Genomic DNA, 14212 nt, shown 5'->3' on the forward strand with positions numbered 1-14212 from the left:
TAGTATAGATTAAGGAACATACAATGACACGAAATGAAGGGCAAGCCTCGGTTATCTTAGATAATGTCTGTAAGCTGATCCAGAAAAAAGTTCACGCTGATAATGTGTTACTCGTTGAGAAATTCGCCAAAGCCTTGTACAGCAATATGTCTAAAGAGGATTTGGCTCATCGCAACGATAGTGACTTATATGGCGCTGCACTAAGCCTATGGAACTCGCTAGAAAAAAATAATTCTGATGACGCGGTTGTCCGTGTTTTCAATCCTGAAGTAGCAAAAGATGGCTGGCAGTCATCGCACACTATTGTTGAAATCATCGCGAAAGACATGCCTTTCCTCGTTGATTCTGTGCGTATGGCCATGACCCGCGCAAACATCGCTTCTCACTTATTACTTCACTCTCCGCTGAAAATCCAACGTGATAAAAATGCTAAAATCACCGGTATTTCAAGCTTAAAAGCAGAGCAAGAATCAACGTCGACAAAAACTGTGTTCTTTATCGAAATTGATCGTCAAACAGATGCAAAAGTAATTGAGTCTTTCAAAAAAGAACTTGAGTCTGTGTTAGTTGACGTATCTATCGCTGTAGAAGATTGGCAGCCAATTCGTGAAAAGCTAATTGCGGTAACGAAAGACTTACCTAAACGCCACCATAATAATAACGAAAGCGAAGTTGCAGAAACGGTAGAGTTTTTAGACTGGTTAGCTAAAGATAACTTTACGCTAATGGGTTACCGTGAATATGAACTTTCGCCAGTGCAAGGTGATTACCAGTTAAAAGGTAAAAAGGGCACTAGCCTTGGTCTAATGAAAAACACAGACGAAGAGCATAGCCGCTTACTTTCTGAGTTACCTGAAGTAGCGCGCCAAGAAGCGCGTAGCAGTAACTTATTAATTTTAACGAAAACAAATTCAGTGTCTCGTGTACATCGACCTGCATACATCGACTACGTGGGTATTAAGCGTTTTGATGATGAGGGCAATGTAATTGGTGAAGATCGCTTCCTTGGTTTATTCTCATCAAGCTTTTACAACAACAGCGCCGCTGATGTACCTGTACTGAAAAGTAAGATTAACCGCATTATGGAAATGTGTGACTTTGCTAAAGGCACCCATGCATACAAAGCGGTATTAAATATTTTAGAAACGTATCCACGTGATGAGCTTGTGCAAGCACGTGAAGCTGAACTACTTGAAGTTGCCATGGGCGTATTACAAGTACAAGAGCGTGATATGTGCCGTATTTTTGTGCGTAAAGACGCATATGGCCGTTTCTTCTCTTGCATGGTATATGTTCCGCGTGAGCGCTATAACACGGCACTACGTCGTGAAACGCAACGTATCTTAGCCAATGCATTTAATTCTGACGACAAAGTCGAATTTACTACTTTCTTCTCTGAGTCAACATTAGCCCGTACACATTACACGGTGCGTGTGACTGACAATAATATTGAATATAACGTGAAAGACATCGAAAACAACCTAATTGAAGCTGCCCGTACTTGGGAAGATAGACTCCAATCTGCACTACTTGAAAGCGCAGGTGAAGCACGCGGTAAAGAACTAAACCGTAAATATGCACAAGCGTTTGCAAGTGCGTATAAAGATCAGGTTTTACCAAGTGCAGCGGTTGTTGATATTGAAAAGCTAGAACTTCTAAACGACGAGAACAAACTTGAGATGTTGTTCTACCGTCCACAAGAAGAAGCAAACACAAATGTTGTTCGTTTAAGCTTATTCCATAAAGATGTGCCAATTCACTTATCTGACGTAATGCCGATGTTAGAAAACTTTGGTTTACGCGTAGTAGGTGAAACACCTTACTCAGTGAAAACAACTGACGGTAAAGTTAATTGGATCATGGATTTTACCATGCTAATTGACAACAAGGGCATTGCTGACTTTGATAAAGTGTCAGCGCGTTTCCGTGCTGCATTAACGAACGTGTGGAATAACCGTTTAGAAAATGATGGTTTCAACCGTTTAGTATTAATGGGTGGCTTAACAGGTCGTGAAGCGTCTATTCTACGTGCCTACGCTAAATACATGCGTCAAATTGGTGTAACTTTCTCGCAAACTTACATCGAAAGCACATTTGCAAATTACCCACACATTGCATCGCAAATTGTTAACTTATTCACTAAAAAGTTCTCAGTTAAGAACCCAGGTAGTGAAAAGACACTTGAGAAGCTAGTAGCACAAGTTAACCTTGAACTAGAAAACGTAGCAAACCTAGATGATGACCGTATCATCCGTTTATACGTTGATATGATCAATGCAACACTTAGAACGAACTTCTTCCAAAAAGAAGCGGACGGCCAATTTAAGTCATACGTATCGTTCAAAGTTCAGCCTTCTATGATCCCTGAAATGCCATTACCACTGCCTGCGTTTGAGATCTTTGTATACTCGCCGCGCGTTGAAGGCGTTCATTTACGTGGTGGTAAAGTTGCTCGTGGTGGTTTACGTTGGTCTGATCGTCGTGAAGACTTCCGTACTGAAGTACTGGGTCTTGTTAAAGCGCAACAAGTTAAAAACACGGTTATCGTACCAGTAGGTTCGAAAGGTGGTTTCGTATGTAAACAGCTACCGACAGACCGTGAAGCATTCTTCAAAGAAGGTCAAGAGTGTTACAAGATTTTCATCCGTGGTTTATTAGATATCACAGATAACATTGAACGTGGTGAGATTGTTCCACCAGTTGATGTTGTTCGTCATGATGAAGATGACCCGTATTTAGTTGTTGCTGCCGATAAGGGTACTGCGACTTTCTCTGATATCGCTAACGGCATTGCAAATGAATATAACTTCTGGCTAGGTGATGCATTCGCATCAGGTGGCTCAGTAGGTTACGACCACAAGAAAATGGGTATCACTGCAAAAGGTGCGTGGGAATCTGTTAAGCGTCATTTCCGTGAAATGGACATTGACTGTCAAACAACTGATTTCACTGTGGTGGCAATCGGCGACATGGCGGGTGACGTATTTGGTAATGGTATGTTGCTTTCTAAGCATATTCGCTTACAAGTAGCGTTTAACCACATGCACATCTTTGTTGATCCAAACCCAGATGCAGCGACATCTTACCCAGAGCGTGAGCGTTTATTTAATCTACCGCGTTCTTCTTGGGAAGATTACAATAAAGACCTCATTTCTCAAGGTGGTGGTATTTTCTCTCGTGCGGCTAAATCAATTAGCTTAAGCCCAGAAATGAAGAAAATGCTTGGCACTAAGAAAGCGAGCATGACACCTAACGAGTTAATCAAAGCAGCTCTAATGATGGAGTTTGATTTACTTTGGAATGGTGGTATCGGTACTTACATCAAGAACTCTAAAGAGACTGATGCTGATGTGGGTGACCGCGCGAATGATGCGCTTCGTATTAACGGTTCTGAGCTTGGTGCGAAGATCTTAGGTGAGGGCGGTAACTTAGGTGCGACTCAATTAGGTCGTATCGAATTTGCGGCTAAAGGCGGTCGCGTTAACACTGACTTCATCGATAACGTAGGTGGTGTTGCGTGTTCAGATAACGAAGTAAACATCAAAATCTTACTTAATGGCCTAGTTGCTGAAGGTGACTTAACACGTAAACAGCGTGATGAGTTACTTTATTCAATGACTGATGAAGTGTCTGAGTTAGTATTAAAAGATTGTTACCGTCAAACGCATACCTTATCGATTACTCAATCAAAAGGTACGTCAACGCTTAAAGAAAAAGTACGTTTCATCCATGCCCTTGAAAAAGATGGCAAGCTTAACCGTGCAATCGAGTTTATTCCAACGGATGAAGAGCTTGCAGAGCGCGCAGCAGCGGGTAAAGATTTAACTCGTCCAGAGCTTTCTGTACTTGTTTCTTACGCGAAGATGGTTCTTAAAGAGTCTCTAGTGTTTGATGAAATCACTGAAAACCCTTACTACCGTCAGTTATTAGTTAAGTCGTTCCCAGTGCCACTTCGTGAGAAGTTCAACGATGCAATGGATAACCACCCACTTCGTAAAGAGATTATCGCAACGAAACTTGCAAACAACATCGTTAACGATATGGGTCTTAACTTTATGGTTCGTATGCACGAAGAAACAGGTGCTAACGAAGCTGAAATCGCACTTTGCTACTCAATCGCAAAAGAAGTGTTCGAGATGCCAGAAACATGGTCATCAATTGTTGCACTTGATAATAAGATCCCAGCAGCTGTACAAACAGAAATGCTATATCAATTACGTCGTACGGTTCGTCGTGCAACACGTTGGTTCTTACGTCATCGCAATAAAGCACAAACGATTGAGCAAGCAATTGAGTTCTTTGCACCAACATTTGCTGATTTAAGTGAAAACTTAAACAGCTACATGGTTGAAAAAGAAAGCGAGCGCCTAGTTAAAGCGGCAGATAAGCTAATTGACAGCAATGTACCAAAAGCACTTGCAACACGTATTGTGTCACTATCAAGCTTATTCTCTGTAATGGACTTAGCTGAAATTGCTAACAATTCAGAGCGTAGCATTGATATGGTTTCTAACACCTACTTCAAGCTGGGTGCGCGTATGGGCTTACATTGGTTCCTTGACCAAATCACCAACCAACCAGTTGCGAACCACTGGCAAGCACTTGCTCGTGCTTCTTACCGTGAAGAGCTGGATTGGCAACAACGTACATTATCAGCTGTGGTACTTAATAGCTTTGCTGCAGACAGCAAAGACATTGATGCACAAATTGATGAGTGGATGGATAACCAAGATCTACTATTACAACGTTGGAAGCAGATGCTATCTGAGTTCAAAACATCGCAAAGCCATGATTTTGCGAAGTTCTCAGTGGCACTTCGTGAACTAATGTTGTTAAGCCACAACTGTGACACTTCCAAATAAGTGAAAAGTCATTAAAATACATACCCCAGCTCGCTGGGGTATTTTTTTGCCCTTAATTTGCAATGGTCCGTTTACAAACGGCTACCTTGTTTATTTTTACCTAAGGAACAAACCATGTTTTATGATCTAGCTCGCCGTTTTATGTTTACCCGTGATGCGGAGTGGGCTCATGAATTTGCACTTAATAATTTACGCCGATTTGCTCATACGCCATTGAGTGCTGCGTGGTCTCAATCTGTCCCTAATAAACCCGTTAACTTTTTAGGTTTAGAGTTTAAAAATCCAGTAGGTTTAGCGGCAGGCTTAGATAAAAATGCCGAGTGTATTGATGCATTTTCGCAAATGGGTTTTGGTTTTGTTGAAGTAGGTACTGTTACACCACGTCCTCAAGCGGGTAATGACAAGCCGCGTATTTTCCGCTTACCTGAATCAAATGCGATTATTAACCGCATGGGCTTTAACAATAAGGGCGTTGATAACCTAGTTAACAATGTTAAAGCAGCGAAATACGACGGTATTCTAGGTATTAATATTGGTAAAAATAAAGATACACCAAACGAACAGGGTAAAGATGATTACATTCACTGTATGCGTAAAGTATTTGAGCATGCATCGTATATCACAGTAAATATTTCTTCACCGAATACCCCAGGTCTTCGTGATTTACAATACGGCGAAGCGCTTGATGACTTATTGCAAAGCTTAAAGAATGAACAACTTGATCTAGTGGCCAAACATAACAAGCAAGTGCCTATGCTAGTTAAGATCGCCCCTGATCTTGATGAAGTACAAATTGGCCAAGTTAGTGAGTCATTGATCAACAATAAGATCGATGGTGTTATTGCTACAAACACCACACTTGAGCGTGCAATGGTACAAGGTCAACAATACGCAAATGAAGCGGGTGGTTTATCAGGCCAGCCTGTGCGTCAGCGTTCAACCCACGTGGTTAGTGAACTTAAGCGTTTAACCGAAGGTAAACTACCTATCATTGGTGTGGGTGGCATCGATGATGCTGATTCGGCAAAAGAGAAATTTGCAGCAGGTGCAGACCTTGTACAAGTTTACACTGGTTTCATTTATAAAGGCCCAGAATTGGTAAAAACGATCCTTAACAGCTTATAAGGATCAGTTATCTAAGCAATTGATCATTAATAAAATGTTCTAAGAAATCATTTTATTAATGGTCTGCTTTAGTTATAATTTATTATTAAGCGCACAGTATTTATTCGTTAGGGAGGAGACATGTTACAAGCATCTAAGCAATGGAAATGGCTTGCTTGTGCAAAAAATAATCGTCTTTTGGTTGACCTAGACCAAGATATGCAACTGTGCACGCCTTACAAACTTCGCCAACTCACCGATGCTGTTTTACAAGAGCCTAACTTTAGCCTTGAAGACGCTGCATTTTATCAGCAAGTTTATCAATACCTCGAAACTTTCTCACTATGGAACCCTGCGGAGCTTTGCCAAATCGCGCTAAATGCTACTGCGGTCAAATTTCATTTAAAGCCAGTACTTGCAAAAAGTTGGTTCTTTCATGAGTATCATGGCAGTCAGCCAAGTGTCGAAGCTGTAGTGAAATTGTGCTCACAGGCACAAGAAGGTGAGTTTTTAATTGTTGACCACTCAAGCGAAGCCTCAGTGTGTATTAACCTAAGCCAACACTTTCAACTAGACGAAAACCTTTCTCTTGAACAGTTTGAGGCTATTAAGGTTTTAAATAACCGTATCCATCCTGTTTATATTCAACAAAAACAGTTTAAATCAGCCTAGGGCGTGTTGACCTTTGTGAATAGAAATTTGTTCACTTTAGGAGCGATTTAATCGCCGCGCGAGATTCGTAACCTAGTGAGCTAAGTAAAAATCCAGCTAATATCCCTGCAAATGTTGGCGTTTTTGTTCGCCAAGCTATGCTATAATCCTGCGCAATTAGCATTTAAGGGTTTTTACTTTGCAATTTATCGCACTTACTTCTATCGGAATAGAAAATTTACTTGTTGATGAGCTTACAGCACTCGGTGCAGAAGTCTCAAAACAAACCGTGGGCTCTGTACGTTTTGAAGCAGATAGCTTATTAGCACAAAAGATTTGTTTATCGAGCCGTTTTGCGACTCGTATCATGATGCTGATAGAAGAAAAAGAAGGCGTAAAAGACAAAGACAGCCTTTATCAATTTGCACGCTTACAGCCTTGGCAGGAGTGGTTTGGTCCTAAACAAACCTTTGCTGTTGATTTTACTGGTACTAATAACGATTTAAAAAATACGCAATTTTCAGGTCTAGTTGTAAAAGATGCGATTGTTGATTACTTCGCGGATTTATTCGAGCAACGTCCTGATGTTGATAAATACAATGCCAATGTACGTGTTGTAGCAAGGTTGAACCGTCAAGGTGTTGCGCTTTATATTGATTATTCTGGCCCGCGTTTATCTGAGCGTGGTTATCGTCAAGATCAAGGCAAAGCGCCGATTAAAGAGCATTTAGCTGCAGCCCTTGTGAAACGAAGTGGTTGGCTTGAAAACGTACAGCAACCTTTATTCGATCCATGTTGTGGCTCTGGTACCATTTTAATTGAAGCTGCAAGCATGGCACGCAATGAAGCGCCGGGCTTATTCCGTGAAGGTTTTGCCTTTGAGCGCCTGCCTAGTTTCCGAATTCAAAAATACAAAGAATTAAAAGCAGAACTAACTGCACAAATTACAGATCCTAAACTTTGGCTTATTGGCCATGATATTGACGCCAGTGTGATTTCGAAAGCTCAAGAAAACGCAGAGCGTGCTGACCTTGGTAATGTGATTAAGTTTAAACAAAGCGATGCCACTAAGTTAACCCCAGTTGCGAAACTACCTGGTGTGGTGATTTCAAACTTACCTTATGGTGAACGTTTAGGCTCAATGGCTGAGCTGGTTAACTTACACCGTAGCTTAGGTGTTGGCTTCAAAAAGCACTTTAATCATTGGAAACTTGCTTTACTTGGCACTGACGAAAGCTTATTTAAGTTATTAAAGTTAGTTAAGTTAAAACGCTATAAGTTTAAAAATGGCCCGTTAGATGTTGTATTAAATCTTTACCAACTTGACGATAAACAAGTAGAACTTAGCAAAGAAGATAAGCCGGCTCTTAATTTTGAAGGTTCAACAGCCTTTGCAAACCGTTTAAAGAAAAATAAGCAAAATTTAAAGAACTGGTTAAAGCAAAATGAAGTAAGCTGCTACCGTGTTTATGATGCGGATATTCCAGAATATAACGTAGCTGTAGATGTATACGATGATTCAGCGGTTATTTTTGAATATGCTGCACCGAAAGAAATCGATGACAATACGGCTCAAAAACGTTTGCAAGATGTGATCAGCTTGACCGCTGAGCAGTTAAATATAGCACCAGAAAATATTGCAGTTAAAGTGCGTAAAAAGCAAAAAGGTGAAGAGCAATATACCAAGGTAGCAAAACAAAATCGTACTCAAGTAGTGGAAGAGTTTGGCGCTAAATTCAAAGTAAACTTATTTGATTATTTAGATACTGGTTTGTTCTTAGATCACCGATTAGCTCGTCGTTATATCCAACAAAACGCACAAGGCAAACGTTTCTTAAACTTGTTTGCTTATACAGGCAGCGCATCTGTGCATGCTGCTGTGGGTGGTGCCAAAGCCATTACCACGGTTGATATGTCAAAAACCTACTTAAAGTGGGCGCAAGAAAACTTTGCTCTGAATGATATCAGTAATACCCGTTATCGTTTTGAGCAAGCAGACTGCTTGAAGTGGCTTGAGTATGCACAAGGCCAATATGATTTAATTTTCTTAGATCCACCGACGTTCTCAAACTCAAAACGTATGAAAGATGCGTTTGATGTACAACGCGACCATATCAAACTACTTACCTGGGTTAAGAAAATTTTAAGCCCTAACGGTACGCTTATATTCTCAAATAATAAGCGTGGCTTTAGCATGGATGAAGTAGGGCTAATGGGTCTGGGTTTAAAAGCAGAAAACATTTCTGACAAGACTTTATCACCAGATTTTAAACGTAATAAGCAAATTCATAATAGCTGGCTTATTACCCATGGCTAACTTTACCCTGTACCACACTGATGGCTGTCATCTGTGTGAAATGGCCGATGAATTATTAATTGCTACAAACGCTTCGTTTGTAGCAAAAGATATTATGGACAGTGAACAGCTGATTGAACTTTACCAAACCAGTATTCCGGTTGTGGAATCTCATCAAGGCAAGAAATTATTTTGGCCTTTTGATGCTGAGCAATTAGCGCAATTTATTGCTGATAATAAAGAATAAGAGTAGTAATCACGATGGATTTAATCAGAATAGCCAAAGCTCAACTCGCTTATGGTACGCATCCGCTACTAGATGATGCCGATGCCGTTATTGAGTCAGGTGAGCGCGTTTGTATCGTTGGTCGAAACGGTGCAGGTAAATCAACACTATTAAAAGTGCTTGATGGCCAAGTGACATTGGATGATGGTGAAATCAACCAATTAGGCGGTATTCGCATTTCACGTTTAGAGCAAGATCCACCAAAAGGGGCGGCAGGCTCAGTATTTGATTATGTCGCGCAGGGCATGCCTGACATTGCTAACTTACTGATAGAATATCACCAAGTTAGTAATCAAATGCAAACAGACTATAACGATAAATTGCTTAACAAATTAGAGCGTTTATCTAATCAATTAGAAACCGTTGATGGCTGGCGTTTTGATACCCGTATTCAGCTCGTTTTATCTCGCTTAGAGCTAGAGCCAGAAGCCAAGCTTGAATCATTATCGGGTGGTTGGCTACGTAAAGTTGCTCTTGCACGAGCCTTGGTTAGTGAACCTGATTTACTGCTACTTGATGAGCCTACCAACCACTTAGATATGAGTAGTGTTATTTGGCTTGAGCAATTTTTAAAAGAGTTTAAAGGCGGCATCGTTTTTATTTCTCACGACCGTGCATTCATTCGAGCAGTTGCAACCCGTATTCTTGATTTAGACCGTGGTAAGCTGGTTTCATACCCTGGCGATTATGCGACATATCTTGAACAAAAAGCGCATGATCTAAAAGTAGAAGAAACACAAAACGCATTATTTGATAAGCGCTTAGCAGAAGAAGAAGCGTGGATCCGCCAAGGTATTAAAGCACGTAGAACGCGTAATGAAGGCCGTGTACGTGCTTTAAAAGAGTTACGTAAAGAGCGTAAGCAGCGTGTTGATCAAGTCGGTAAAACTGATTTCAATATTGAAACAGCGGATCGTTCGGGTAAATTAGTATTCGAAGCGAAAAACATCTGTCATGCATTTAAAGATAAAGTCATCGCAAAAGACTTTTCAACCCTTGTTATGCGTGGCGATCGTGTTGGCCTTGTTGGGCCAAATGGTATTGGTAAAACAACACTGCTTAAAATTTTATTTGGTGACTTAACACCTGATAGCGGCAGTGTTAAGCAAGGTGTTAACTTAGAGTTTGCTTATTTTGACCAGTATCGTCAAAAGCTTGATGAAGAAGCCACAGTACAAGATAACGTAGCTGAAGGTAAGCAAGAAGTGATGATGGGCGGGCGCTCACGTCATGTACTAGGTTACTTACAAGACTTCTTATTTCCACCGGCAAGAGCGCGTACGCCAGTAAAAGCGCTTTCAGGTGGTGAGAAAAACCGCTTATTATTAGCAAAGTTATTTTTAAAGCCATCTAACATTATTGTTCTCGATGAGCCAACCAATGACCTCGATATTGAAACTTTAGAGCTTTTAGAAGAGATCATTAACCAATATCAGGGCACTGTACTGATTGTAAGCCATGACCGTGAATTTATTGATAATACCTGTAATTCTGTATGGGCATTTGAAGGTAACGGCAAGATCACCGACATTGTTGGTGGTTATAGCGACTATGAAGCGTATGCAGCTCATTTAGCTGAGCAAGAAAAACAACAACAGCAACAAATTAAGCAAGAAAAGCCGGCCGTTGTTAGCCAAGATAAAACACCAAAGAAAAGTAATAAACTCTCTTACAAATTAAAACTTGAATTAGAAGAATTACCCAGTAAAGTGGAACAACTTGAAAAAGCGTTAGACGCTCAGCAAGTTGTGGTTAATGACCCTGACTTTTTTAAGCAAGATGCTGCAATTACAACAGAAGCATTGAACCATTTAGCCGAGTTAGAGTCTGAGCTTGAAGTCGCTTTTGAGCGCTGGGAAGAACTCGAAGATTTAAAGAATCAGTAGTAAGGATTAAAATGAAATACAAATTACTCGCTGCCAGTATTTTAGCCACCCTAAGTACCTCAGCGATAAGCGCAACCTATAAATTAGAAGAATTAGGTGGAATTGATGGCGCTAAATTTAACTACGTAACAGATGTTAGTGAAAACGGTCACATCATAGGCTTAGCAAATGGCCTTTACAAATTACCCGTTGATGTCTCTTATATCGATTTTACAGATTCGTCGATCAAAGATTCTTATGATACAGCTAAAAAGCAGTATGAACTAATTGATAAAGAAATTACATTCACGCTTGATGATATTGAGAATAACGATGCGGTAAATACAAATGCCGATGCTCATGCATTTATGGTAAGTTTTTTAACAGGTCGTTCAACTGACTCTGAATATCAAAAATTATCAAGTGCAATTGCAACGCTTTACACACCTGAAGGTGCTTCAGAGCAAGTTTTATTTGATGAACAGTCTCTTGATTTTGACGGCTTAACACGCTCGACTTCTAACTTACTAAATGCTGTAACAGATGACGGTGTAATGGTTGGTTGGGGCAGTGCACCTTACGAAAAAACATCGTTCACTCAAACAGATGAAGATGAAGAAGAAACCCACTTTTTAAGAGACTTCATTAGCCGTGCAATTGTTATTACCGAAGACGGTGTGAAAGTTGAACTTGCACCAGAGTTTGATGATTACGGCGGTATTAGCTCGGCAAATGACATTATCAAAACAGCTAATGGTTACGAAGTTGTAGGTACTGTTTCAACGGATATTGCGGTTGATCCACTGGATGATATTACTGATAACTGTGATGGCGAAGATGAACCAGTTTCAGACTGTGTTGAAGCGTACAACCGTACTTATTCAACGGGTATTTATAATAAACGTGCTGTTAAGTGGACATTAGACACTAATCTAAACATCACCAATACAGAAATGTATGGCTTAGGTTTAACGCCTGAAGATGATGAAGATTTCGCGTTCCGTAGCAATGCAATTGCAATCAACGAAAATGGTTTAGTGGTTGGTACGTCTGATGTGCGTTACAAGAGTAATAGCACACGTATTACTATGCCTGTTATTTTCGAAAATGGTGAAGTAAAAGAATTTATCGACCAAGAGGATGATTGGATTTCGGGTCAGCCTTTAGCGGTTAATAATGATGATGTTATTGTTGGCTATGCGAGCAAGCGTATCGACGGTACAACGCGTACAAAATTTTTCTACTACGATAAAAATAGCGACAGCGTTGTTTTCCCAACTGATTACTTCTCAAGCTCAAGCTCATTAGCTAACGATATCAATGATAATGGTATAGTTGTTGGTGAGGGTGAAACAGATATTTATAATACTTCTACCCGTCGTCGTGAAGGTTTCATGTACACCATTGGTGAAGACTCAGTTGTAAACTTAAACGATTTATTACCTTGTTATGAAGAAGATGGTGAGACTCGCTTTAAATACACGGTTGCTGAAGCGAAATCAATTAACAACAATAATGAAATCTTCGGTGTTGCGACTAAAACTGTTGAAAAGACAGATTCATTCGGTAATGTTGTAGTCGATGTTAATGGCAATATCGAATATGAAAGTGTCGCAGTGGCTGTTAAGTTAACACCAATTGATGGTTCTGTTGAAGAGTGTCCTGCAGAAGAGATTGAACAATACGAGCGTCAATCAGCAAGCTTCCCTTGGTATGCATTATTGCTATTACCATTTGCAGCAGCACGTCGTGTATTTCGTAAGAAGTAATAATTAGAGAGCTTTATGCAAAGCAAATAGCTTTCTTGCAAGAAATAAAAAACCCAGCTTCAAGCTGGGTTTTTTGTCTATACTGAAATCAGTTATTTTTTATGGCGGTGTATCCATGCTTTACGGACTGAGCGTTTCCAAAGCATGTCGGTACCAAAATAACCAATGATTGCCGCAGCTGTTGCACAAATAAATGAGCCAACTAAAAACGCAGGGCCGATAGTTGTAAGGCTATCTATAAACCATTGCCAGCTTGGTTCAAATTGAAAATGCTGTTGTGGTTGAGCAAGGGCAATCGTGCCTACAATATATGAACAATAGAAAATAGGAGGCATGGTTAGTGGGTTAGTGATCCACACTGTTGCAACAGAAATCGGTAAATTTACTCGAAATGGAATAGCCAGGGCGGCTGCAAGAACCATTTGAAAAGGAACAGGGATGAACGCAAAAAATAAACCAACCGCAAATGCACCGCGTGCTGAGCGTCTATTTAAGTGCCATAAATTGGCATCATGCAATAAACGACCAAAAATTCTTAAATACTTGTGTTCTTTTACCTTATTATGATCAGGTAAAAAGCGTTGGATCGTTTTCTTAGCCATTTAAAGCAACCATTTACATCTATTTGGTTATGCAGCGGCTTTGTCATAGGCTGTTTTTTCACCCTATATACATTTGGCACTGCGGCGTTTTATATAATGAGTTTTGCTGTATTGCTAGCAGGTGCCTATTTTAAGCCTTTTTTAACTCTATTGTCAGGGTTTATTTGCGCTATTTTAGTAGTGATTTTTCATTACATCATCTTTTACTCTATCTCTAACTGTCAAATCGATTATCAACAAAGCCGATTAGTTCGATTTGAGGTAGTTGAAACTTACAGTGAACAAAGCCCTTATTACATTAAAGTAAGTCTAAAAAATATTGAATCTTGCCCTACAAGCATGCGACCTGCTCCTAATGCAATGCTAAGCATTACTTCAGATAAACCTGTTACTAGTGGAGATGAATTAAGCGCAGAACTCAAACTTAAACCTTACAGGTCGGTAAAAAATTTCTATAGTTTTGATAGAGAACGGCAAGCATTACTTGAGCGAGTATTTTATAAAGGCCGAAGCGTAGGGGAGATAAGCTATTTAAATCATCATCGATATGACTCCCTTCGAGTGAGCTACCGCACATATATTGAAAAAGTGACGGCAAGCACCCAATTACAATGGCTTTATTATGCGCTTTTAACCGGTGACAAAAGTAAAATAAGCTATGAAGATAGAAAACACTTACGTGAATTAGGGAGGGCGTTCAGAATTCTGTGTCAGCCTAAATTGCTAAATATCTAGCACGCCATCTAACCTACCTTCGAAGTGAATGGCTAATTGCGA

General features: G+C 40.1%; 9 protein-coding genes. 8 read left to right on the top strand and 1 reads right to left on the bottom strand.

Features of this window, described 5'->3' with window-relative positions; genetic code table 11:
• Positions 1 to 23 precede the first annotated feature (23 nt).
• From AN394_RS17845 to AN394_RS17875, 7 genes are all read left to right on the top strand, one after another.
• Entirely contained in the window at positions 24 to 4862 is a 4839-nt protein-coding gene (locus AN394_RS17845; RefSeq protein WP_055022163.1) for an NAD-glutamate dehydrogenase, read from the top strand.
• Positions 4863 to 4976: 114 nt separating this feature from the next.
• Positions 4977 to 5987 carry a quinone-dependent dihydroorotate dehydrogenase gene (gene pyrD, locus AN394_RS17850; RefSeq protein ID WP_054561585.1) on the top strand — a complete coding sequence of 337 codons (1011 nt, stop codon included), beginning with the start codon at positions 4977 to 4979 and terminating at the stop codon, positions 5985 to 5987.
• Positions 5988 to 6107: 120 nt separating this feature from the next.
• On the top strand, positions 6108 to 6638 hold the full coding sequence (locus tag AN394_RS17855; protein WP_055022164.1) for a cell division protein ZapC domain-containing protein: 531 nt from the start codon (positions 6108 to 6110) through the stop codon (positions 6636 to 6638).
• 178 nt (positions 6639 to 6816) lie between these two features.
• The gene (gene rlmKL, locus AN394_RS17860; RefSeq protein ID WP_055022165.1) at positions 6817 to 8934 is read left to right on the top strand and encodes a bifunctional 23S rRNA (guanine(2069)-N(7))-methyltransferase RlmK/23S rRNA (guanine(2445)-N(2))-methyltransferase RlmL; all 2118 of its coding nucleotides are present in this window, start codon (positions 6817 to 6819) and stop codon (positions 8932 to 8934) included.
• Positions 8927 to 9160 (top strand): glutaredoxin family protein, encoded by a 234-nt coding sequence (locus AN394_RS17865; protein WP_054561582.1) that lies wholly within the window; start codon positions 8927 to 8929, stop codon positions 9158 to 9160. The genes rlmKL and AN394_RS17865 overlap by 8 nt, the downstream gene beginning before the upstream one ends.
• Before the next feature lie 14 nt (positions 9161 to 9174).
• Positions 9175 to 11085, top strand: coding sequence for an ABC transporter ATP-binding protein (locus AN394_RS17870; RefSeq protein WP_055022166.1), 1911 nt, complete (start codon positions 9175 to 9177; stop codon positions 11083 to 11085).
• 11 nt (positions 11086 to 11096) lie between these two features.
• Positions 11097 to 12833 (top strand): DUF3466 family protein, encoded by a 1737-nt coding sequence (locus tag AN394_RS17875; RefSeq protein WP_055022167.1) that lies wholly within the window; start codon positions 11097 to 11099, stop codon positions 12831 to 12833.
• A gap of 92 nt (positions 12834 to 12925) precedes the next feature.
• Here the strand turns inward: AN394_RS17875 and AN394_RS17880 are convergent, their stop codons facing one another.
• Positions 12926 to 13435, bottom strand: a complete 510-nt coding sequence (locus AN394_RS17880) for a DUF2062 domain-containing protein (protein WP_054561579.1) — start codon at positions 13433 to 13435, stop codon at positions 12926 to 12928.
• Between the two features lie 96 nt (positions 13436 to 13531).
• On the opposite strand from AN394_RS17880, the gene AN394_RS17885 reads away from it, so the two are divergent.
• Positions 13532 to 14170 (top strand): hypothetical protein, encoded by a 639-nt coding sequence (locus AN394_RS17885; protein ID WP_055022168.1) that lies wholly within the window; start codon positions 13532 to 13534, stop codon positions 14168 to 14170.
• Positions 14171 to 14212 lie beyond the last annotated feature (42 nt).

This window comes from Pseudoalteromonas sp. P1-26, from assembly GCF_001401795.1.
Taxonomy (GTDB): Bacteria; Pseudomonadota; Gammaproteobacteria; order Enterobacterales; family Alteromonadaceae; genus Pseudoalteromonas.